Source organism: Vibrio sp. 10N.286.45.E10, assembly GCF_002874195.2.
GTDB classification, from domain to species: Bacteria; Pseudomonadota; Gammaproteobacteria; order Enterobacterales; family Vibrionaceae; genus Vibrio; species Vibrio crassostreae.
On the sequence record NZ_MCWD02000001.1, the window covers coordinates 1,984,060 to 2,006,739 of the forward strand.

Here is a 22,680-nt window from a genome sequence, read left to right on the forward strand (position 1 = left end):
GAAGACTAATAATGCCTCTCGAGTAAAACCGCTTCCAAACGATCGCTAATGCGGCTGGGGACTTGTCGTTTGACCTCGTGTACTGCTTCACCAATCGCGTTGACGACTGCAGACACATCAGCACTTCCATGACTTTTAATGACAATGCCGCGCAATCCTAACAAACTTGCGCCGTTATACTGGTCGGGGTTCAAGGTTTTTAATTCAGTAAATAGCTCAGAAAACAACATTCTGGCTATCCAACCCTTTATTGTTGAAGCCATCATGCGCGTTTTTAGCTTATCAATAAAGAGCTGAGCTGTACCTTCGCACGTTTTTAAGCAGACATTGCCCACAAAACCATCACATACGACGACATCAGCAGCATCTTGAAGTAATTGATTACCTTCAATATAGCCTATGAAGTTCACAGACTGAGTGTTCGACAACATTTCAGCGCATCGTTTTACAAGGTCATTACCTTTGATTTCTTCTGCACCTATATTCAAGATAGCGACACGTGGAGCGCGACCTAAATGTTGTTCCGCTAATGCACTGCCCATGACAGCAAACTGAAAGAGTGAATCCGCGTCACTAGAAACGTTTGCCCCTAAATCAAGCATCCATGTGCGATTCCCTGATGCTGTAGGCAAAGCTGAAACCAATGCAGGCCTATCAATACCAGGAAGGAGTTTAAGTCGGAAACGGGATAAAGCCATCAGTGCGCCAGTGTTACCACCACTCACACAAGCATCAGCCTGTGATTCGGCAACTAGATCGATAGCGGCACGCATAGAGCTACCCTGACTGTTACGTAAGGCTAGTGAAGGTTTTTCAGAATTGGAAATAACTCGATCACAATGCTGGATACTCAAACGAGAATCAGGCATTCGACCTAATGAAGATAATTGAGATGTGATCGCGTTTCGATCACCTATGAGAATGACTTTTAGCTCTGGGAAATACGACAGTGCCTGCACGGCGGCAGGCACTGTTACACGAGGACCGAAGTCCCCGCCCATTGCATCAAGCGCAACGGTTAGATTTTGCAAAGGTCAACCTTACTTGTTGATAACCTTTTTGCCGCGGTAGAAACCTTCGGCAGTCACGTTGTGACGTAGGTGAGTTTCACCTGAAGTTGCGTCTACAGAAAGTGCAGCTGTAGTTAGTGCATCGTGTGAACGACGCATGCCACGCATTGAACGTGATTTCTTGCTCTTTTGTACGGCCATTGACCCTACTCCTATGTAAATTCTTAAAGAAGCAATTACTTCTTTAAGCTTTTTAAAACATCAAATGGATTCGGCTTTTTATCTTCCTCAATTTCTTCAGGAAGTTCACCAAATACCAAATTATTTGAGTTAACGCTACAGTCCGCATCGTCGTGCATTGCTATTTGTGGCAATCCAAGGATGAACTCGTCTTCAACTAATTGAATCAGGTCTAACTCACCGTACTCGTTCAGATCTACCAAATCGTACTCTTCCGGTGCTTCCTCTTCACTTTTCTCACTGTAAACAGGAGTATAAGTAAATTGGACATCGCACTCATGTGCGAAAACCTCATTACAACGTTGACACTCTAAATCGACTTCGACGTTAGCTTTACCAGAGATAACGACTAATCGTTGTTCATCAAGCCCAAATGACATTGAGACTTGCGCGTCACGTTTTACGCCTTCAGTTGCTTCGGTTAAACGCTTTAAAAGACTGACCTGAATGATACCATTCACATCGAGTCGTTTTTGAGCCGTTCTTGCCGGATCAACTGTACGCGGTATTTTTTCCTTTTGCATAGGGCGCGAATCTTATCTTCCAAATCATGTTTAGTCAAAGGAAATGGCAAAAAAAATGTACTTTCCTGCCTTTCCTATTCAGAGCATTATGAATAGCAGGACAAGTTACGTTATCCTGAGATAAATGCTTCCTTGAATTGTAAATTAAAATGAGAAATTACCAACTAGTTTTAGCCTCTACATCACCATTTAGGCAAGAGATCCTCAAAAAACTACAGTTAAGCTTCATTACAGCCAAGCCAGACTGCGATGAAACGCCGCTTCCAGAAGAGACACCTCAACAGTTAGTGATGCGCCTTGCCGAGGCCAAAGCTAAGTCGTGCATGGTACAACAACCAAGCTTGGTCATTGGTTCTGATCAGGTTTGTGTTATTGATGGAGAGATCATAGGTAAGCCTCATACTCGAGAAAAAGCAATTGAGCAGTTATCGCGCCAAAGCGGTAAGAGCATCACTTTCTATACTGGCCTTTCTGTTTGGAACAGCGAGACCAACAAAGCTGACACGCGTCTCGACACCTTCATTGTGCATTTCCGTGATTTAACCGAACAGCAGATCATCTCTTATGTTGAGAAGGAACAACCTTATTACTGCGCGGGCAGTTTTATGTGTGAAGGATTAGGTATCGCGTTGTTTAAACAGATGGAAGGAAAAGACCCGAATACTTTGATCGGCTTACCGCTGATCGATCTGGTCGATATGTTAGAAGCGCAAGGAATGAATGTGCTGTAACGGATACGCTCTCTTTGTTAGAGATTCCCTACTCCTTCCTTCGTCAGTCTAGGGAATGACGGAACACGCAATTTTATCTAACCAGCTAATGATATAGAACTTGATTTTAAAAAGTCGTCATCCTCAAGAGCGAGGAACGAGCGACTTGGGGATCTTCAACAACAGATGAATCGAGTAGGAGGAGGCCTCACGGCCTCCGTCCTCTCACACCACCGTACAAGCGTGGGTCGCATACGGCGGTTCCGAATATATTTTCAGTGACTCATACCCATCTCGCAATGAGTACAGGCCCAACTCCTCGAACCATTTTATTGGCATGGCGTGATTTAACTGCGGCGTTAAGGCCAAGTGCCACCACCCTTTATCTGACATCGCTACCTTCCACGCGTTGCGCTCCGTTACACCTTGTTGTTGTAACCATGTCGCTATGCCGTATCTGCGTTTGCGTTGTTTTAAGCGGTAACATCGTAGCCGTCGCCGTATCCATTCGTCTAAGCGCTGCAAGCTGCTTTTCCGTATGGCGAGTTTGAAGTAGTGTTGCCAACCTCTTAGGTATTGAGTTAATTCCGCTATGACTGCTTGCAACTCTCGCCCTCGGTTTCGCTTCGTTATCTGCCGCACTCGCTTCTTCATTTGAGTTTGTGCTGCCTTCGATAGATGGATTGTTCCATCTATCCCGAAGCGGTGGCTTAAGTAAGTCCGCTCTGTCACTCTTGTCGCACCACTTTTCTCTCGATTTACCGTGAGCTTCAGCTTTTGCTCCAAGAACTCCGTTATCGACTCTTTAACTCGATAAGCGGCTTCTTCACTATGAACGTAGATTTGGCAGTCGTCTGCATATCGACAGAACTTATGCCCTCTGCGCTCTAACTCTTTATCCAGTTCATCTAATACGATATTGGATAGCAACGGGGATAATGGTCCACCCTGTGGTGTCCCTCTTTGTCTCTGTTCAACCATCCCGTTTCGCATTATGCCTGCCTGTAGATATGACCTGATGAGCTTCAACACTCGTTTATCACTGATGTCCTGTGACAGTCTGTACATCAGTCTATCGTGATTCACTGTGTCGAAGTATTTCGCTAGGTCGATATCTACAACATAACCTCGACCTTCTCGGATGTAATGACTGGCTGCCGTTAATGCATGGTGCGCACTGCGGTTTGGTCTAAATCCGTAACTGCTATTGGAGAACTTGGGGTCATAGATATCTGACAGTACTGAGGTCATTGCCTGTTGGACAACTCTATCAAGCACGGTTGGGATACCTAGTTGCCTTACGCCACCACTAGGTTTAGGGATTTCTACACCAAGTACCGGTTGAGGTTGGTAGCTTCCTTCCAGAAGACTCTGGCGAAGCGCTTGCCCATTTGAAGCCTGTCGAAGTGTTGAGATAGTCGCATCTATGTCGAGTTTGTCGACACCTGCACATCCTTTGTTCTTCTTCACTCTTCGTAGAGCTTGATTCAAGTTGGTTGAAGAGCAGATTTGCTCCATCAACGACGTTGAGATCACCAAGACTCGTCCTCCTGTTTACGCCAATCATGCTTGTCATTCTTCATCACCATGAGCTTTACTTGCTGTATCGCCCATTGGGACGTAGAGATGGTTTTCATCTTGCTATGACCCCACATGATTGAGTGTCTAGTGACTGCTTCTTGATATATTCAGTTCGGGCCTTCCCTTAAGTTGTACTTCCTTAAGGTACTATGCCTTCTGCTGACTTCTTATTGCTCGTCATACCGCATCGCTGCTGTATTAGTCTCTATCGAGACAAGTAATAAGATCTCCCGAGGTAAGACGTTGCTCTTTCCCTTGGCCGTGCCTGATTTATCACTACACACTTCCCGTCGAGGCATCGGGCTATTCTATCTATTGCTAGGTTGCCCAAGTTGTAATGACCTACTATCAGATTTCTGTTCGTCACAACCAAGTTTTGCCATTTGCTTCCTTCAGATTTCACCTCACGGTGAACACCCTTGCATAGGCTAACGGTTCTCGCTCGACTGAGCCCGTAGAGGACTTTCACCTCCTAGATCAACGCCATGCTCGGCGCACAATCGAGTAGGAGGAGGCCTCACGGCCTCCGTCCTCTCACACCACCGTACAAGCGTGGGTCGCATACGGCGGTTCCGAATATATTTTCAGTGACTCATACCCATCTCGCAATGAGTACAGGCCCAACTCCTCGAACCATTTTATTGGCATGGCGTGATTTAACTGCGGCGTTAAGGCCAAGTGCCACCACCCTTTATCTGACATCGCTACCTTCCACGCGTTGCGCTCCGTTACACCTTGTTGTTGTAACCATGTCGCTATGCCGTATCTGCGTTTGCGTTGTTTTAAGCGGTAACATCGTAGCCGTCGCCGTATCCATTCGTCTAAGCGCTGCAAGCTGCTTTTCCGTATGGCGAGTTTGAAGTAGTGTTGCCAACCTCTTAGGTATTGAGTTAATTCCGCTATGACTGCTTGCAACTCTCGCCCTCGGTTTCGCTTCGTTATCTGCCGCACTCGCTTCTTCATTTGAGTTTGTGCTGCCTTCGATAGATGGATTGTTCCATCTATCCCGAAGCGGTGGCTTAAGTAAGTCCGCTCTGTCACTCTTGTCGCACCACTTTTCTCTCGATTTACCGTGAGCTTCAGCTTTTGCTCCAAGAACTCCGTTATCGACTCTTTAACTCGATAAGCGGCTTCTTCACTATGAACGTAGATTTGGCAGTCGTCTGCATATCGACAGAACTTATGCCCTCTGCGCTCTAACTCTTTATCCAGTTCATCTAATACGATATTGGATAGCAACGGGGATAATGGTCCACCCTGTGGTGTCCCTCTTTGTCTCTGTTCAACCATCCCGTTTCGCATTATGCCTGCCTGTAGATATGACCTGATGAGCTTCAACACTCGTTTATCACTGATGTCCTGTGACAGTCTGTACATCAGTCTATCGTGATTCACTGTGTCGAAGTATTTCGCTAGGTCGATATCTACAACATAACCTCGACCTTCTCGGATGTAATGACTGGCTGCCGTTAATGCATGGTGCGCACTGCGGTTTGGTCTAAATCCGTAACTGCTATTGGAGAACTTGGGGTCATAGATATCTGACAGTACTGAGGTCATTGCCTGTTGGACAACTCTATCAAGCACGGTTGGGATACCTAGTTGCCTTACGCCACCACTAGGTTTAGGGATTTCTACACCAAGTACCGGTTGAGGTTGGTAGCTTCCTTCCAGAAGACTCTGGCGAAGCGCTTGCCCATTTGAAGCCTGTCGAAGTGTTGAGATAGTCGCATCTATGTCGAGTTTGTCGACACCTGCACATCCTTTGTTCTTCTTCACTCTTCGTAGAGCTTGATTCAAGTTGGTTGAAGAGCAGATTTGCTCCATCAACGACGTTGAGATCACCAAGACTCGTCCTCCTGTTTACGCCAATCATGCTTGTCATTCTTCATCACCATGAGCTTTACTTGCTGTATCGCCCATTGGGACGTAGAGATGGTTTTCATCTTGCTATGACCCCACATGATTGAGTGTCTAGTGACTGCTTCTTGATATATTCAGTTCGGGCCTTCCCTTAAGTTGTACTTCCTTAAGGTACTATGCCTTCTGCTGACTTCTTATTGCTCGTCATACCGCATCGCTGCTGTATTAGTCTCTATCGAGACAAGTAATAAGATCTCCCGAGGTAAGACGTTGCTCTTTCCCTTGGCCGTGCCTGATTTATCACTACACACTTCCCGTCGAGGCATCGGGCTATTCTATCTATTGCTAGGTTGCCCAAGTTGTAATGACCTACTATCAGATTTCTGTTCGTCACAACCAAGTTTTGCCATTTGCTTCCTTCAGATTTCACCTCACGGTGAACACCCTTGCATAGGCTAACGGTTCTCGCTCGACTGAGCCCGTAGAGGACTTTCACCTCCTAGATCAACGCCATGCTCGGCGCACAACAAAAAAGGTTGACGATATTCGTCAACCTTTCTCATTTATGGATACTGAAGAACAAATTTAGAGGCACTCTATGCCTTCGTATCTCGTATCTCGTATCTCGTATCTTCTTAAAGCTTACGTAAACCAGTTAGGGCTTTCTCTAGCCTTCTTTCCATTGGCGCCGAGATATCCATCTTCTCTTCACTACCTGGGTGCGTGAACTTAATGTTTGCTGCGTGTAGGAACAAACGATCCAGACCAACCTTACCCGTGTAAGCATCAAAACGACGATCACCGTAGCGATCATCCCAAGCAATTGGGTGGCCAGTATATTGAGTATGTACACGGATTTGGTGTGTACGCCCCGTAATTGGACTTGCTTGAACTAACGTCGCATCTTTGAATTTTTCTAAAACTCGAAAACGCGTCTCAGAGGCTTTACCGTTCGGGTTCACGCGAACAATACTGTTCACTTCATTTTTCAATAATGGAGCGTTAACAACCTTACAGCTGTTCTTCCATTCGCCCATGACTAGAGCGAAGTAATATTTTTGAACCGTTTTTTCACGGAACTGTGCTTGAAGGTGTCTTAGCGCCGAGCGCTTCTTAGCAACAAGCAGAATACCAGATGTATCTCTATCGATACGATGCACTAACTCTAGAAAACGAGCATCAGGACGAAGTGCACGCAATGCTTCGATTGCGCCAAACTTCAGCCCACTGCCACCATGAACGGCAGTACCCGAAGGTTTGTTTAGAATCAGCATGTGATCATCTTCATAAATGATGCACTGTTCTAATTCTGAGACCTTGTTGAGTTTCGTGCTTGGCACGTTCTCTTCTGTTTTCTCTTCAATAGTAACCGGAGGGATACGAACTAAATCGCCAGCTTTTAGTTTGTACTCAGCCTTGATACGTTTTTTGTTAACGCGGACTTCGCCTTTACGCACGATTCGGTAAATCATGCTTTTCGGGATGTTTTTTAATTGGTTGCGTAAGAAGTTATCAATACGCTGACCAGCCATATCTTCGTCAATGTCGACGAATTGGACTTGGGTTCTAATTTCGCTCATTGGGCTATTGTATCACTGTCACTTTTGATAATTGAGATTTTCTTAGCTCTATTCCGAACTTATTTATTCATAATCCCTGCCGATCTATCCTCAAATGCTCAATGAAGTTCTATATTTCTTTGATTCTTCGAACAAAAAAGCACCAAGATTCCTGCAAATTAAAATATCAATTGATAAATTATTTATAGACAGTGAGTTAGAGCTATCAAAACCCAAACAAAAACTGTTTTTTTTACAGCATTCCGACAAAGCAGATTGCTGTGTTTACCGACCGCTGCTATAGTTCACAGCTGCTATCAGTGGTTTGACTATTATTTAAACAGCTAACCATTCATAAGCAAGTAAATGAGTAGATAACTCAGATTAGACAGTGCTGCAATCGGCGTAAGACACGGTCAACTGAGTTCCTTATCGCTCTACTCACGTACGCTCATGTTGAGTATTCACCGCCACATCGCGGATCATAGGCTAACTCCCTATGATGACTGACGTGCCCCAGAGCATCCCTCTCCAGCCGGGAGGCTGCACCGATAAAGCCATGGGATCTGGCACCATGAGAAACGAAATAAAGCGATAAGAACAATGATGAAAATAAGAAAAGACAATGAGAATTTCTAAATGAAAAGAATGTTAATTAACGCAACTCAAAAAGAAGAGTTGCGTGTCGCTTTGGTTGATGGCCAGCGACTGTTCGATCTAGATATCGAAAGTCCAGGTCACGAGTCAAAGAAAGCGAATATCTACAAAGGACGTATTACCCGTATTGAACCAAGCCTAGAAGCGGCATTCGTTGATTACGGAGCAGAACGTCACGGTTTCCTCCCTCTTAAAGAAATTGCCCGCGAATACTTCCCTGAAGGTTATACATACCAAGGCCGTCCTAGCATTAAAGAAGTGCTAAAAGAAGGCCAAGAAGTAATCGTGCAAGTAGAGAAAGAAGAACGTGGTAGCAAAGGTGCTGCACTGACAACTTTCATCTCTTTGGCTGGTAGTTACTTAGTTCTTATGCCTAATAACCCTCGTGCTGGCGGTATTTCTCGTCGTATCGAAGGTGATGAACGCACTCAACTGAAAGCAGCATTAAGCACTCTTGAGCTTCCTCAAGGTATGGGCCTAATCGTGCGTACAGCGGGTGTTGGTAAAAGTGCAGAAGAGCTAGAGTGGGACCTGAATGTTCTATTGAATCACTGGGGCGCTATCAAGCAAGCTTCTGATTCAAATGCGGCTCCTTTCCTAATTCACCAAGAGAGTAACGTTATCGTTCGTGCGATTCGTGACTACCTACGTCGTGATATTGGCGAGATTCTAATCGACAGCAATACTATTTTTGAACGTGCACAAGCGCACATTCAATTAATACGCCCAGATTTCATGAATCGCGTTAAGAAATACGATGGTGAAGTACCACTATTCAGCCATTACCAGATTGAAAGCCAGATCGAATCTGCTTTCCAACGTGAAGTTCGCCTTCCATCTGGTGGTTCTATCGTAATCGACCCAACAGAAGCACTGACTTCTATCGATATCAACTCTGCTCGTGCAACAAAGGGCGGCGATATTGAAGAAACAGCACTTAACACTAACCTAGAAGCTGCCGATGAAATTGCACGTCAATTACGTCTACGTGACCTAGGTGGTCTTGTTGTAATCGACTTCATCGATATGACTCCGGTTCGCCACCAACGTGAAGTAGAAAGTCGTCTACGTGATGCCGTTCGTTTAGATCGCGCACGTGTTCAGATTGGTCGTATTTCTCGCTTTGGTCTTCTAGAGATGTCTCGTCAACGTTTGAGCCCATCACTAGCAGAAGCAAGCCACCACATTTGTCCTCGTTGTACAGGTACTGGTGTTGTTCGTGATAACGAATCTCTAGCACTGTCTGTTCTACGTTTGATCGAAGAAGAAGCTCTGAAAGACAACACAGCGCAAGTACTTGCAGTTGTGCCTGTGCCAATCGCTTCTTACCTTCTGAACGAAAAACGTCGCTCAGTAAACCACATCGAGAAGAACCAAGAAGTTAAGATCACTGTTGTTCCTAACTCAGACATGGAAACACCACACTTTGAGGTTATCCGTGTTCGTGAAGGCGAAGAGTTCGATCTACTGTCTTACTTGCTGCCTAACAAGCTAGAAGCTCTAAAAGAAGCAGAAAGCAAAGAACAAGCAGAACAGACTATTCGTCCTAAGAAGATCGAAGAGCCAGCTCTGAAAGGCTTCGCAGCCCCTGCTCAATCAGCACCAACTCCTGCTCCAGCACCTAAAGCTGCAGAAGAGAAGAAAGCTGAGTCAGCAGCGACTCAAGAACCAGGTCTAATTGGTCGTTTCTTCAAAGCTATCGGTAGCTTCTTATTCGGCTCTTCAACTCAAGAAGAGAAGAAAGAAGAAGAGCAGAAAGAAGAAGAAAAACCTAAGAACAATCGCAACAACGGCAACCGTCAACGCCGTGATCGTAACGATAACCGTCGTCGTAACCAACGTGGCGAACGTGGTGATAATCGTAACGAAAACCGCGACAACAAACGCCGTCGTAAGCCAGCTCGTGATGAGAAGCCTGAAGAGCAAAAAGAAACAGCTCCACAGCAAACTCGTCAGCCTCGTAAGCCAAAGCAAGACCGTCGCAACAAGCCACGTGATGAGCAGAAGCAACGCGAAGAGCAAGCTCCATCTAAATTAGCAGAAGAAGGTCTACAGCTAGCGGCAGAAGCACAAGCTGGAAAACCGGAAGTGCCTAAGGCTAAGCCTGAAGCGAAAGCAGCTAAGATTAAAGAGCGTCGTCAGCGTCGTAAACTGAACAAGCAAGTTCGCGTTAAAGACCAACAAGCTCAAGCTGAAGATAACGCTTCAAAAGAGCAAGTTGTTGCTAAAGAACTATCTGTTTCAAAAGAACAGTCAGTAGCTCAAGAGCAAAAAGTTGCGGAACAAGTAGAAGCAACTCAAGCGAATGCAGAGCAAACTGAACAGGAAGAGCCGAAACAACGTCGTAACCGTCGTTCTCCACGTCACCTACGTGCAAGTGGTCAGCGTCGTCGTCGCGGTCGTGATCGTCGCCCTAACCCATTCCGCCTACGTAAAGGTGGTGTAGCTTCTCCTGAGATGGCTATGGGTAAAGTGATGCCTCGCTTCATTCCAAAACCTCACCACAAGCAGGCAAAACCTGAAGTGACTGAAGTTCAAGTAGCAGCTGAAGCTCAAACATCTGTTCAAGATCAGAATGTTGCTCTCGAGACGGCACCACAAAGCACAGTAGTAATGGCAGGTGGTTTCGCATGTCCTGAACTTGCAATGGGTAAAGTTATCATCCGCCGTGAAGATGCTGCTGTTGAAGCTCAAGTAACTGAGACTCCTGCTGTAGTTGCAGAAGCACCAGTTGTTGAAGCACAAAAAGTTGAAGCTCCGGTTGAAACTGTGAAAGCAGAAGAAGTCGTAGTTGAAGCACCAGTTGTTGAAACTGCTGTGGTTGAACCAACAAAAGCAGTTGAAGCTCCTAAAGCTGAAAGTGCAAAAGTTGAAGAAGCACCTGTCGTAAAAGCAGAAGCTCCTAAAGCGGCACCAAAGGCAGCAGTTGCTAAGAAGCAAGCCAGTTCACCAATGACTAAAGCTCCTGGTCCTCAAGAGATCAAAGAGATTGAAGTGATTGCAGCTCCGTTCCGCACTGAACGTTTTGTATCGAAAGGTGCAGGCAGTCAGGCAGCGTCGAACAAGGCTGGCGCGGCGATGACTAAGCCAAACTACTAGTGATTACTGATAGATAATCGCAAGTAAATAGAATCAAAGGCTGCTTATTAAAGCAGCCTTTTTCATATCTACTAATCGAATAAAAATTAACAGATATATTACTCAAAGTTAGGTTCAACCTTGAACTTAATCACATTTTTGGGTAGCATTCGCGCACTTATCTTTTCGACACTTCGCTATTGCCGCTCTTTTCCATCACTGTTTGGCTACGCAATACACCCGTGTCGGTAAATCCATCTTAAGCATAGCTGAGCAAACATGTTCGAATTCCCACAATTTTCAAAGCACTCTGTAAAGAATGACGTGCTTTCAGGTCTTACAGTAGCCCTAGCTCTGGTACCTGAAGCCGTAGCATTCGCCTTTGTTGCTGGCGTTGACCCAATGGTTGGTCTTTACGCAGCATTCATCGTAGGTTTAATCACTTCTGTCTTCGGCGGTCGTCCAGGTATGATTTCTGGTGCTACCGGTGCAATGGCCGTTGTAATGGTTAGCCTAGTAGCAACCCATGGCGTTCAATACCTATTCGCAGCAGTCATGCTCGCGGGCCTTCTGCAAATTGCGGCGGGTGTATTCAAGTTGGGTAAATTTATCCGTATCGTTCCACACCCAGTAATGATTGGTTTCGTGAACGGTTTGGCAATTGTTATCTTCCTAGCTCAGCTTGGTCAGTTTAAAGCGCCAGACGTAACAGGTGCATTAACTTGGCTACCAAGCGGTCAAATGACACTCATGCTGGGTTTAGTAGCCCTTACAATGGCTATCATCCACTTCCTACCTAAGCTAACAACAGCGGTACCATCTTCACTGGTTGCTATTGTTACAGTAACGGCTTTGGTTGTCGGTCTTGACCTTGAAACTCGAACTGTTGTCGACTTCCTACGTACAATGTCTGGTGACGAAGCTGCAACGCTAGCGGGTTCTCTACCAACGTTCTCTATTCCTGCTGTTCCGTTTTCTTTTGAGACACTACAGATCATCCTACCGTACGCAATTATCCTTGCGGCTATCGGCCTGATCGAGTCTCTACTGACACTGACAGTACTAGATGAAATGACAAACACTCGTGGTCAATCTAACCGTGAATGTGTTGGTCAAGGTATGGCTAACGTAACGTGTTCAGTATTTGGCGCGATGGGTGGTTGTGCGATGATCGGTCAATCGATGATCAACGTAAACTCAGGCGGTCGTGGTCGCCTTTCAGGTATTGTAGCGGCAGTTGCACTACTGATGTTCATCCTGTTCGGTTCTGCACTGATTGAAATGATTCCTCTAGCAGCACTTGTGGGCGTAATGTTCATGGTTGTTATCGGTACATTTGAGTGGGCAACCTTCAAGCTTGCACGTCGCGTTCCTAAGCAAGACTTCTTCGTTATCGTTCTTGTTACCGTAGTAACAGTACTGACTGACCTTGCTGTAGCAGTGGGCGTTGGTGTTGTAGCTTCAGCGCTGATGTTTGCGTGGCAACATGCTAAACACATCTACGCCGACACGTCTGTAAACGCTGAAGGCTCTAAAGAGTACAAAGTTAACGGTCCAATCTTCTTTGGTTCAACGGCTAACTTCCTAGAGTTGTTTGACGCATACAACGATCCACAAGATGTGGTCGTTGATTTCGCAAACTCACGCGTTACCGACCACTCTGCAATTGAAGCGATCGATACGATTGCTGAACGTTACGCGGCATTAGGTAAAACACTTCACCTTCGCCACCTAAGCCAAGACTGTGTTGCTATGCTGCACAAAGCAGGTAGCTTAGTTGAAGCGAACGTTGCAGAAGACCCAATCTACAAAGTAATGTCTAAGTAATCTTAGCTGTAGCTTTAAGTTAGATTTAGAAAGGCCGACATTCAATGTCGGCCTTTTTTATACCTGTCGCTCAGCCCTTAGACTTATAACCCAACGACGTACATTGTTTCCACACTACACTGAACGTAATATCGCTTCGCTAGACTCTTCGATTAAGTCCAACACCAATTCAAAACCATTTCCCTCACCATAATATGGATCGGGGATCTCTTGATATTGTGACTCTCCAAAGCTTAAAAATAACGCTAGCTTGTATTGGAGGTGGGCGGGGCACTGGCTCATTAAGTCGTCTAAATTGTCCCTATCTGCCGCAAGTATCAGGTCAAATTCTTCGAAGTCATGACCAACCACTTTACGAGAAGTAATCCCCTTAAAGCTGTAGCCTCGCTTCTCTCCTGCAGATTTCGAACGCGAGTCTGGCGGGTTGCCTTGATGAAAACCAATCGTCCCTGCAGAGTCAACCACAACGTCAATATCCAGCTGTTGCGCTTTCTTCCTTAGCACCGCTTCACCTGTTGGCGAACGGCAAATATTCCCCATACAAACTACGAGTATCTTTTTCATCCCTAATCACCTGTTCTTCCGATGGTTTTTGCTATCGTTAAGTTAGGCTATGATAGGCGCAATCACAACTTAAAAGGATTTGTTATGTCGACTGAAGACAACAAAGAACAACGCCACAAAGCAAGACAACAGAAAGTAAAAGAACAAGTCGATGCACGTGTGGCTGCTGCCCAAGAAGTCAAAGGCCTATTGTTGGTCATCACGGGTAACGGTAAAGGTAAATCAACATCCGGTTTTGGTACGATTACACGTGCAGTCGGTCATGGTAAAAAGTGTGCCGTCGCTCAGTTTGTTAAAGGCACTTGGGATAACGGCGAAAAGAACGTTCTCCAAAAGCTCGACGTAGAGTTCCAAGTGATGGGTACCGGCTTTACTTGGGAAACTCAAAACAAGGCTCAAGATATCGAAGCCGCACAGCGCGTGTGGAAAGAGTGTCAGCGCATGCTAGCCGATGAGTCGATTGATGTAATTCTGTTTGATGAGCTGACTTACATGGTGAGTTATGGCTACATTGAACTGGATGAAGTGGTACAAGCTCTAAACAACCGTCCGAAAATGCAATCAGTAATCATTACTGGCCGTGGAGCGCACCGCACTTTAACGGACATGGCCGATACCGTGTCTGAAGTTCGTAATGTGAAGCACGCATTCGAATCTGGTGTTAAAGCGCTTCAAGGCGTTGACTGGTAATCACATGCAACCAGAGATCCCCGACTCGGCCACTCTTCCCTCTCGAGGATGACGACCACTAGACTGGCACGCCCTTAAACAAAGGACGAGTACCTGTCGTCATTCCCTAGAACGAGGGCCGAGTGTCATAGGGAATCTCTCGAAAGTATTATAAGCATCCAAAAAAAAGCGCCATTCCTACAACAGGAATGGCGCTTCTTTTATATACGAGTTAGAAACGTTTAGTTAAAGAAACCTTTCAATAAACCATCGACTGCTTCTTTAGTTTTCTCGTCTTTGATCTTGTCCGTTAGCTTGTTCACACCACGGTCAATTTCTTTCTGTGCTTTCTGTTTCAACACATCATCAAAAACAAGTGCGAATTTCGGGTCAGCCCACTGGCCAGTTACCTTAATTGGGATGGTCACATCTTTCAGGTCGTCAATGCTCTTACCGCCCTGACCTTCAAGTGAACCCACAATTGATGTACGTACAAGGAAGTCGACCGTCTCATTGATGAAGTTTGCTTTACCTTGACCTGTCACGCGTAACAGTGGCGACTGTGCTGATAAGTCGTTTGTTGAAACCCAACCTTTGTTGACCTTCAGCGTCGCTTTCATTGCACTGAAGTCCGTTTTTTGAGCTTCATTTGTGCTTTCAACTTTTTCGCCTTTGATCTTCGCGTAATTCTCACGAATCAGTTGAGCTACGTTGATGCCGTTAACTGCACCATCTTCAAAGTTAATCGCGATAGTACCGACTAGGTTTTTCTTGATACCCGTCGGAGTCAGACTCTTACCTTTCACGTTGACATCGATATTACCGGTACCTTCCAGCATATCGTTATCTGCAACATCAACCAGTAACGGCTGAACTTTCACACCTTTGATTTTCTTCTTAGCTGTGTAAGTCGCTGGTGTTTTACGTGCGTCTAACTTAGCTGTCGCAGAAATAGAGCCTTGGTAAAGGTTCGATGTGAATGAGGTAAGCTCTGCGATACCACGGTTAACCGAGAATGCTGTTTTAACATTCTGCATTTTCGCATTGTTCGCCTTAAACTTATCAATCGTGATGTCACCTTTCACATCTAATGTTTTCAGTGCCGACAGATCAGGTTCTACTTCTTTCGCAGGTGCAGAGCTGCCTGAGTTTGACGTTGAACCACCAGCAGACTCAGAGGGAGCCGTGCTCGCCGTTTCTGTTGTATTACCTAAGCCTAAGAACTCATCAAGGTCGATGTTCGGACTATGAAGAGAGAAACGCACCTTTGGTATTTCAGATAGGGTTACGTCTGCTTTACCGTCTAATGCAATAGCGTTAGCTTGTAGCTTCTCTAACACAAAGCTCAGGTGGCTCTTGTTAAGATCAAAGCTTAAGTCAGACAGCATGTCGACTTTCATTGGAGACTGAGGAAGCGTGTCGCCTTTGAATGTTGAGTCTAACGTCAATTTGTTCAACGTTACTTTTGAGATCGCGCTATCAACCGTAAGTTCACCGCCACCTTTAAGATCAAGGTCAAGACCCGCTGCATTACCGATTACAGCGTAAGTCAGTTGGTTGACCTTATCGAACTCAAACGTATTCAAGCCAATTTTTGCTGACTCAATCGACGTCGCTGGATCATTGAACTTAGCGTTTAAATCAATGTTACGAAGTGCGTAACTTGCAAAGCCTTCAGCTAATTTGAATTCGGCACTGCCCTCCGCTAAGAACTTCTGTTGGTTGTTTTCACCAGAAGCCGCAAATGTCGCGGTTGTCCATGTATCAACGGCAAACTCAGAAAGGTTCAAAGACACATCGTATAGCTTAGTGAATGAACCCGCTTGCTTGTCGTCCATTTCAAACAATGCGTTTGAGACAGTTACACCTGCAAGGTTGATCGTCCAAGCAGATGCGTCTGTAGCACTTTGCTCTTGAGGTGCAGGTGTTGATTCAGAACTTGCGCCAGCGACAGGCTCAGACTCTTGAGGCGCTGACGCTTGCGTTAGCGCATCAATGTTCTTACGACCATCTTTAAGCGTTTCTAAGTAAAATTCTGCACCATCTAGAGTAATGTTGCCTATCTCTAGTTGGTTGCTAAATAGCGGAGTAACCGAAACATCAACGCCAACGGTATCAACCTTAAATAGGTTTGGTTGGGTGAACCCTTCAGGGTTACGTAATTCAGTTTGACCAAGTTCGAAGCCAATAGATGGGAAGAATTGCCAGCTGATATCCCCTTCAATCACAAGCTCTAGGCCTGTGTGTTTTTGAGCTTGTTCGACAATTAATGGCTTAAATTGATTGGGATTCACTAACAGCACTAGTGCCAGAATTGCTGCAACGACAACAAACACTGGTACAGCTATGAAAATGAGTAGTTTCTTCATCCGCATATTCCTTGCTTAGATTCCAAAAGAAAGTGGCACTATAAAAGTGCCACTGATTCGGTAAAAAATAAAGCTAAGTGAGTCACTTAGGCAAAATTTTATTCGATTAAGACTTCAACAACTTCGCAATGTGCGCTTTTAGTACATCAATCGCAATACGGTTTTTACCACCACGAGGAACGATGATGTCTGCATGTTGTTTTGAAGGCTCGATAAACTGCATGAACATTGGACGTACTGTTTCTTGGTATTGCTTAAGTACAGTGTCCATTGTACGACCACGCTCTTCTACATCACGCTTAACACGACGTAGTAGACAGATGTCTAATGGTGTATCCATAAACACACTTGCGTGCATTAGTTTACGAAGACGCGGGTCTGTTAGAAGCAGAATACCCTCTAAAATGATCACTTTCTTTGGAGTAAGTGTAGTCGTTTCAGAAGTACGTGTGTGCTCTGTGTAGCTGTATTCAGGAACTTCTACGGCGTTGCCACTCATTAGCTGCTGTAGATGTTCACATAAAAGATCATGATCTAGTGCATTTGGGTGATCGTAGTTAGTTTTAACACGCTCTTCCATACTCAAGTGGCTTTGGTCGCTGTAATAGCAATCTTCCGTGATAACACCAATTTGATGGTCGCCTACTTTTTCGCGCAATTCATTATAAATTGTACTAGCAATCAGACTTTTTCCTGAAGCTGAAGCGCCAGCGATACCTACGATGACACATTGATTATTATCAGACATTAATTTTGCACCCGATATGGTTTGGTGGTGGGAAGAGATAAACCGCCTGATTATAGGGGCTAAAGCACATAGATTCTAGTCGCGATTTTAGCTAATTGCAGTCAAATTGATGATCTCAATACATTTACTTAAAACAATCGTTTGCTTTCAAATAACTTGCCTACAACTATTTGCACAAGCCCAATGGCTATCTGCCCAATCCAACCGTTGTTTATCTAATCCAAACTGTATTTAAACGACCCAGTAATTAACTTGCGCTATTCAACCATAGAGAAGTTAATCGCTTCTGGCCTTGCTTTCCCTGTCCAGAACATTTTCGCAGCCACATTTTCTGCGAGCTCTAGGTAGTGACGTGTATGTTCACTATCAGGACGACGAATCACCGTCGGGCAACCAGCATCGATATCTTCTCGCACGTCAATATGAAGAGGGATTTGGGCCAAGATATCGAGGTAAAACTCTTCTGACATCGCTTCTGCACCACCAGCACCAAAGATATGCTCTTTCTCACCACAGTGACTACAAATATGATAGCTCATGTTTTCAACTAAGCCTGCGACTGGCACACTCACCTTATCAAACATCGCTACGCCTTTACGCGCATCCGCTAATGCCAAATCTTGAGGGGTGGTCACCACTACTGCGCCCGTCACTGGGATCTGTTGCGACAACGTCAGCTGAATATCACCGGTGCCCGGTGGCATGTCGATAACAAGGTAATCCAACTCTGGCCATACAGTTTCATTAACTAGCTGCCCCAAAGCCTTCGCTGCCATAGGGCCACGCCAGATTGCCGCATCGTCTTTCGACACAAGATAGCCAATAGAGTGAGTGAAAATGCCATGAGCCTCGATTGGCATCATCCATTTATTGTTCTGTACTTCTGGTTTTGCGTCTAATTGGCCGAGCATCATAGGCACTGATGGACCATAGATATCTGCATCCAATAAGCCCACTTTTGAACCAGACTTAGATAAAGCAAGCGCAAGGTTTACAGAGGTTGTGGATTTACCTACCCCACCCTTTGCCGACGTCACGGCGATAATGTTCTTAACGCCCTTCAAAGGTGTCGCGACGGTTGTTTCTAACGCAGATGGCTTCACCTTCACTTCAAATTGGAAAGCACTCACAAGCTTTTGCTCAATCTGGGCATTAATCCAATCTTCAAGATCAACAGCAAGCTGATTGGCAGCAAAAGGCAAGGTAATAACAAATGATCCACGCGGATCAACCGATACAATATTTTGGTGTAGCGCCCACTCTGGTATGAGGATTGGTGACTCGAACTCATTCAACCATGAACAGAAATCTTGCTTAGAAGTAAAGTTACGCATTGAGGCTCCTTTTTTTATTTATGCTATCACCCACGAGATGAAGACTGAACCCCTAAAAAACTAGGGGAATCCTTTGTCTGATACCTTGGCGTATCACACGTTATAAAGTAGTATTACCTCTCAAAATTTATACCTATCAAAAAAGCGAATTATTAAGTATGGCAACTGATCCAAGACAACTTTTGGTAACTTGTGCGCTTCCGTACGCTAACGGCTCTATTCACCTTGGCCATATGCTTGAGCATATCCAAGCTGATATCTGGGTTCGATACCAGCGTCTACGTGGCAACACTGTAAACTTCATCTGTGCTGACGATGCTCACGGCACGCCAATTATGCTTAAAGCTCAACAGATGGGTATCACACCAGAAGAGATGATCGCTGCTGTTAGTGAAGAGCACCAAAAAGACTTCGCTGGCTTTGATATCAGCTTTGATAACTACCACAGCACACACAGCGAAGAGAACCGTGAACTGGCTTCTCACATCTACCTAGAACTTAAAAAGAACGGCTTCATTTCTAGCCGTACTATTTCTCAGCTTTTCGACCCTGAGAAAGAGATGTTCCTACCAGACCGCTTCGTAAAAGGTACTTGCCCTAAGTGTAAGTCAGAAGACCAGTATGGTGATAACTGTGATAACTGTGGTGAGACATACAGCCCAACTGAACTGATTAACCCTAAATCGGCGGTTTCTGGCGCAACTCCAGTAATGAAAGACTCTGAGCACTTCTTCTTCGACCTACCTCAGTTCGAAAGCATGCTGAAAGAGTGGACTCGTTCTGGCTCTCTACAGAATGAAACTGCAAACAAAATGCAGGAATGGTTTGAGTCTGGCCTGCAACAGTGGGATATCTCACGTGATGCACCTTACTTTGGCTTTGAAATCCCAGGCGAAAAAGACAAGTTCTTCTACGTATGGCTAGACGCACCTGTTGGCTACATGGCTTCTTTCAAGAACCTATGTGACAAGCGTGACGATCTAAACTTCGACGAATACTGGAAGAAAGACAGCACAACTGAGCTTTACCACTTCATCGGTAAAGACATCGTTTACTTCCACAGCCTATTCTGGCCAGCAATGCTAGACGGCGCAGGTTTCCGCAAGCCAAACAACGTATTCGTGCACGGTTACGTGACTGTAAACGGCGCGAAAATGTCTAAGTCAAAAGGTACATTCATCAAAGCAAGCACGTACCTAAACCACCTAGACCCAGAGTGTCTACGTTACTACTACGCAGCTAAGCTAAACAGCCGTATCGATGATTTAGACCTTAACCTTGAAGACTTCACTCAACGTGTAAACGCTGACGTAGTAAACAAGATTGTTAACCTAGCTTCGCGTAACGCTGGCTTCATCACTAAGCGTTTTGAAGGCAAGCTTTCTGCTGAATTTGCCGAACCAGAACTTTACAACGAATTCGTTGCTGCTGCTGAGCGTATCGGTGAGCTATACGAAACTCGAGAGTTCAGCCGCGCTATCCGTGAAATTACTGCACTAGCAGACAAAGCTAACCAGTACATCGATGAGAAAGCACCTTGGGTTCTTGCAAAAGAAGAAGGTAAAGAGAAAGAGCTTCAAGAAGTTTCTTCTGTTGGTATCAACCTATTCCGCGTACTAATGGCTTACCTGAAACCTGTGATGCCTGAGCTTGCGGCTCGCACTGAAGCTTTCCTAAACGAAGAGCTAACGTGGGAAGCGATTGCTACTCCGCTAACTGATCACGAGATCACTAAGTTCAAAGCGCTATTCAGCCGTATTGATCCTAAGAAAGTGGAAGCAATGGTTGAGTCTTCTAAAGAAGATGCAGCCGCTGAAGCAGCAGCGAAAGAAAAAGCAGAAGCTGAAAAAGAGCAAGCAAGCCAAACTGAGTTAGACAAAGAGCCAATCGCAGACGAGATTGAGTTCGATGCCTTTGCTGCAGTAGACATGCGTATTGCTCGTATCATCTCTTGTGAAGAAGTACCAAAAGCGAACAAACTACTGAAGTTCCAACTGGACATCGGTGGTGAGACTCGCCAAGTATTCTCTGGTATCAAATCAGCATACAAACCTGAAGAGCTAGAAGGTAAGCTAACTGTAATGGTAGCAAACCTAAAACCTCGTAAGATGAAGTTTGGTATGTCTGAAGGCATGATCCTAGCCGCGGGCCCTGGCGGCAGCGACCTATGGATCCTTGAGCCACACGAAGGTGCACAACCTGGTATGCGTGTAATGTAATTCTGATTTCAGTCAGATAACAAGCACTCATCGCTAAATCCCTAATGCACTTATAACTTGAAAGAGTTAATAAGTATTGGGGATTTTTTATATCTACCGAAAATTTACGTTCTCTGTTAGAGTCGCCGTCAACTATGCTATGTAGAGTAGAAATTGGTTTGTCGACGATAATGGACTAACCAACACCTCTTTACTCTAAAACCCTTTTTAGGAATCCCCAGTGACTAACAACGAAATCTTGCGTCGTATTCAACACGCACTAAACCTTAAAAATGCACAAATCATCAAAGCTATCGAACAAGCTGATGTGACCGTTGCTCATGACCAAGTGATTAACTGGCTAAAAGACGACAACGACAAGTCATGCTCTAAGATGAAAGACAAAGAGTTAGCGGTATTCCTAAATGGTTTCATCAACCTTAAGCGTGGCAAAAAAGAGGGCGAGCAACCTAAACCTGAAGTTGCACTGACGAACAACATGATCTTCATGAAGCTTCGTATCGCATTAAACATGAAAGCAGAAGATGTTTTGGATGTACTAGAAGTGGTTGGCATTAGCTTGAGCAAGTACGAAATCGGCGCTTACTTCCGCAAGCCAGAAAACAAAAACTACAAAGTGTGCGAAGACCAACTACTTTGCGATTTTCTAAACGGTGTGCAATTTACCAACCGTCCAGACTCAGAAGAGTTTGCGGGTTAAGTCGCTACTCATAGATAAATTACTCGTCATAGGTAAGTAACTACTCGTAGGTAAATTAATGCCCCACGGGTAATTTTCTAGCAACGACAGATAAATAAAAAGCGGCGAGATAATTGAATTATCTCGCCGCTTTTTCGTTTTCTTTACGTCACTGACTAAACAGGAGCAACAATAGTAAACCTATAGCTTAGCTGTCGTCTTCAGTGAAGTTCGTTGGCAATGTCGTTTTCATTTCATTCCAAACTTGTGCACTTGCAATACCGTAGTTACGAATCACTAATGGCAAAGTTTCGCGCTCACCACTTTCACAGATAATGAACAACTCTTTATAAAAGTCCATCGCTAAACGTCGTGCTTCTGGGTTAGAGAAGTAGTAGCTACCGATACGGTCATACAGTTTACGCACACCGTTAAAGATTAGGCCGTAAATCTGGTTGCCTGAGTGGAATGCCAAACGTTGGAAAAGCATATAATCATAGAAGTTGAAAGTCTTCGCGATTAAGATCGTCTGACGTTTCGCTTCATCTTTTTCTGAATCTTCTTTTACCGCTTGCTTGATCTTGTCAGCGTATGGCGACGATTCTAAGAACTCATCCCAAGTCGGTGCCGCAAGTAGCGCTTCACAAGATTCAATCACGTTGCTGATAGTACGCTCTGAAGCTTCTTTGTTTGCTTTAAATGCATAACGCATAAAGATCGGGCTGATATTAGTACGGGCAGCAAGTAGGTCTTCTACCATTTTGCTTGCGTTATCAACGTCCAACGTCATTAGCGTATCAAGGATATGAAGACCTGAGGTTTCCATAAACTGGTTAACTTTAGTGGGTTTGCCGTGCTGGATTGTCAACCAACCATCACGAGCAAGACGTTGTAGTACTTCACGAAGCGTAGTACGTGTAACACCAATCAGCTCAGAAAGCTCACGCTCTGCGGGCAAGATAGAACCTGGAGGGAAACGGCCATTCCAAATACTTTCAATGATATACTTTTCTGCAAATCCTGCCGGGCTCTTCGCCTTAATGACCATC

The 22,680-nt window shown here is 45.0% G+C and carries 17 protein-coding genes; 6 read left to right on the forward strand and 11 right to left on the reverse strand.

Annotated elements, in window-relative coordinates; translation table 11 throughout:
* Positions 1–5: 5 nt before the first annotated feature.
* From plsX to yceD, 3 genes are read right to left on the reverse strand one after another with little or no spacing between them, the layout of a single operon-like run.
* Positions 6–1,031 (reverse strand): phosphate acyltransferase PlsX, encoded by a 1,026-nt coding sequence (gene plsX / locus BCU34_RS08700; RefSeq protein ID WP_017062152.1) that lies wholly within the window; start codon positions 1,029–1,031, stop codon positions 6–8.
* A gap of 9 nt (positions 1,032–1,040) precedes the next feature.
* On the reverse strand, positions 1,041–1,211 hold the full coding sequence (gene rpmF, locus BCU34_RS08705) for a 50S ribosomal protein L32 (RefSeq protein WP_004737376.1): 171 nt from the start codon (positions 1,209–1,211) through the stop codon (positions 1,041–1,043).
* 35 nt (positions 1,212–1,246) lie between these two features.
* Positions 1,247–1,774 (reverse strand): 23S rRNA accumulation protein YceD, encoded by a 528-nt coding sequence (gene yceD / locus BCU34_RS08710; RefSeq protein ID WP_046222705.1) that lies wholly within the window; start codon positions 1,772–1,774, stop codon positions 1,247–1,249.
* A 149-nt stretch (positions 1,775–1,923) separates the two neighbouring features.
* On the opposite strand from yceD, the gene BCU34_RS08715 reads away from it, so the two are divergent.
* Positions 1,924–2,505 (forward strand): Maf family protein, encoded by a 582-nt coding sequence (locus BCU34_RS08715; protein ID WP_102432555.1) that lies wholly within the window; start codon positions 1,924–1,926, stop codon positions 2,503–2,505.
* A gap of 204 nt (positions 2,506–2,709) precedes the next feature.
* On the opposite strand, the gene ltrA (BCU34_RS08720) is transcribed toward BCU34_RS08715, so the two are convergent.
* The 3 genes from ltrA (BCU34_RS08720) to rluC all read right to left on the reverse strand — a co-directional run bounded on the left by ltrA (BCU34_RS08720) (position 2,710) and on the right by rluC (position 7,508).
* Positions 2,710–4,002 carry a group II intron reverse transcriptase/maturase gene (ltrA, locus tag BCU34_RS08720; RefSeq protein ID WP_170962452.1) on the reverse strand — a complete coding sequence of 431 codons (1,293 nt, stop codon included), beginning with the start codon at positions 4,000–4,002 and terminating at the stop codon, positions 2,710–2,712.
* Positions 4,003–4,599: 597 nt separating this feature from the next.
* A complete protein-coding gene (gene ltrA / locus BCU34_RS08725) occupies positions 4,600–5,892 on the reverse strand; it encodes a group II intron reverse transcriptase/maturase (protein WP_170962452.1) in 1,293 nt (430 codons plus the stop codon).
* A gap of 671 nt (positions 5,893–6,563) precedes the next feature.
* Positions 6,564–7,508, reverse strand: coding sequence for a 23S rRNA pseudouridine(955/2504/2580) synthase RluC (rluC, locus tag BCU34_RS08730; RefSeq protein ID WP_102432556.1), 945 nt, complete (start codon positions 7,506–7,508; stop codon positions 6,564–6,566).
* 618 nt (positions 7,509–8,126) lie between these two features.
* Here rluC and rne point away from each other — a divergent pair.
* On the forward strand, positions 8,127–11,243 hold the full coding sequence (gene rne / locus BCU34_RS08735) for a ribonuclease E (RefSeq protein WP_102479580.1): 3,117 nt from the start codon (positions 8,127–8,129) through the stop codon (positions 11,241–11,243).
* A 258-nt stretch (positions 11,244–11,501) separates the two neighbouring features.
* Positions 11,502–13,049, forward strand: coding sequence for a SulP family inorganic anion transporter (locus BCU34_RS08740; RefSeq protein WP_060982310.1), 1,548 nt, complete (start codon positions 11,502–11,504; stop codon positions 13,047–13,049).
* A gap of 114 nt (positions 13,050–13,163) precedes the next feature.
* Here the strand turns inward: BCU34_RS08740 and BCU34_RS08745 are convergent, their stop codons facing one another.
* Complete coding sequence (locus BCU34_RS08745; protein WP_102432558.1) at positions 13,164–13,613, reverse strand: low molecular weight protein-tyrosine-phosphatase; 450 nt, start codon at positions 13,611–13,613, stop codon at positions 13,164–13,166.
* Positions 13,614–13,697: 84 nt separating this feature from the next.
* On the opposite strand from BCU34_RS08745, the gene cobO reads away from it, so the two are divergent.
* Complete coding sequence (gene cobO / locus BCU34_RS08750) at positions 13,698–14,303, forward strand: cob(I)yrinic acid a,c-diamide adenosyltransferase (RefSeq protein ID WP_048659722.1); 606 nt, start codon at positions 13,698–13,700, stop codon at positions 14,301–14,303.
* 221 nt (positions 14,304–14,524) lie between these two features.
* Here the strand turns inward: cobO and BCU34_RS08755 are convergent, their stop codons facing one another.
* The 3 genes from BCU34_RS08755 to apbC form a co-directional block, all read right to left on the reverse strand.
* Complete coding sequence (locus BCU34_RS08755) at positions 14,525–16,651, reverse strand: AsmA family protein (protein WP_102479579.1); 2,127 nt, start codon at positions 16,649–16,651, stop codon at positions 14,525–14,527.
* Positions 16,652–16,757: 106 nt separating this feature from the next.
* Entirely contained in the window at positions 16,758–17,399 is a 642-nt protein-coding gene (gene udk / locus BCU34_RS08760) for a uridine kinase (RefSeq protein WP_004734002.1), read from the reverse strand.
* 257 nt (positions 17,400–17,656) lie between these two features.
* Positions 17,657–18,733 (reverse strand): iron-sulfur cluster carrier protein ApbC, encoded by a 1,077-nt coding sequence (apbC, locus tag BCU34_RS08765; protein ID WP_048659724.1) that lies wholly within the window; start codon positions 18,731–18,733, stop codon positions 17,657–17,659.
* A 158-nt stretch (positions 18,734–18,891) separates the two neighbouring features.
* Here apbC and metG point away from each other — a divergent pair, with 158 nt between their 5' ends.
* Together metG and BCU34_RS08775 are read left to right on the forward strand one after the other, a co-directional pair.
* Positions 18,892–20,952 (forward strand): methionine--tRNA ligase, encoded by a 2,061-nt coding sequence (metG, locus tag BCU34_RS08770; protein ID WP_060982307.1) that lies wholly within the window; start codon positions 18,892–18,894, stop codon positions 20,950–20,952.
* Between the two features lie 220 nt (positions 20,953–21,172).
* Complete coding sequence (locus tag BCU34_RS08775) at positions 21,173–21,652, forward strand: DUF1456 family protein (RefSeq protein WP_010437231.1); 480 nt, start codon at positions 21,173–21,175, stop codon at positions 21,650–21,652.
* Positions 21,653–21,839: 187 nt separating this feature from the next.
* Here BCU34_RS08775 and fadR read toward each other — a convergent pair whose 3' ends face one another.
* Positions 21,840–22,679 carry a fatty acid metabolism transcriptional regulator FadR gene (fadR, locus tag BCU34_RS08780; RefSeq protein ID WP_017062161.1) on the reverse strand — a complete coding sequence of 280 codons (840 nt, stop codon included), beginning with the start codon at positions 22,677–22,679 and terminating at the stop codon, positions 21,840–21,842.
* Between the last annotated feature and the right edge of the window lies 1 nt (position 22,680).

Coding starts and splice junctions, on each gene's coding strand:
- rpmF (WP_004737376.1), bottom strand. CDS start 1,211: ATGGCCGTACAAAAGAGCAAGAAATCACGTTCAATGCGTGGCATGCGT.
- yceD (WP_046222705.1), bottom strand. CDS start 1,774: ATGCAAAAGGAAAAAATACCGCGTACAGTTGATCCGGCAAGAACGGCT.
- BCU34_RS08715 (WP_102432555.1), top strand. CDS start 1,924: ATGAGAAATTACCAACTAGTTTTAGCCTCTACATCACCATTTAGGCAA.
- ltrA (WP_170962452.1), bottom strand. CDS start 4,002: ATGGAGCAAATCTGCTCTTCAACCAACTTGAATCAAGCTCTACGAAGA.
- ltrA (WP_170962452.1), bottom strand. CDS start 5,892: ATGGAGCAAATCTGCTCTTCAACCAACTTGAATCAAGCTCTACGAAGA.
- rluC (WP_102432556.1), bottom strand. CDS start 7,508: ATGAGCGAAATTAGAACCCAAGTCCAATTCGTCGACATTGACGAAGAT.
- rne (WP_102479580.1), top strand. CDS start 8,127: ATGAAAAGAATGTTAATTAACGCAACTCAAAAAGAAGAGTTGCGTGTC.
- BCU34_RS08740 (WP_060982310.1), top strand. CDS start 11,502: ATGTTCGAATTCCCACAATTTTCAAAGCACTCTGTAAAGAATGACGTG.
- BCU34_RS08745 (WP_102432558.1), bottom strand. CDS start 13,613: ATGAAAAAGATACTCGTAGTTTGTATGGGGAATATTTGCCGTTCGCCA.
- cobO (WP_048659722.1), top strand. CDS start 13,698: ATGTCGACTGAAGACAACAAAGAACAACGCCACAAAGCAAGACAACAG.
- BCU34_RS08755 (WP_102479579.1), bottom strand. CDS start 16,651: ATGAAGAAACTACTCATTTTCATAGCTGTACCAGTGTTTGTTGTCGTT.
- udk (WP_004734002.1), bottom strand. CDS start 17,399: ATGTCTGATAATAATCAATGTGTCATCGTAGGTATCGCTGGCGCTTCA.
- apbC (WP_048659724.1), bottom strand. CDS start 18,733: ATGCGTAACTTTACTTCTAAGCAAGATTTCTGTTCATGGTTGAATGAG.
- metG (WP_060982307.1), top strand. CDS start 18,892: ATGGCAACTGATCCAAGACAACTTTTGGTAACTTGTGCGCTTCCGTAC.
- fadR (WP_017062161.1), bottom strand. CDS start 22,679: ATGGTCATTAAGGCGAAGAGCCCGGCAGGATTTGCAGAAAAGTATATC.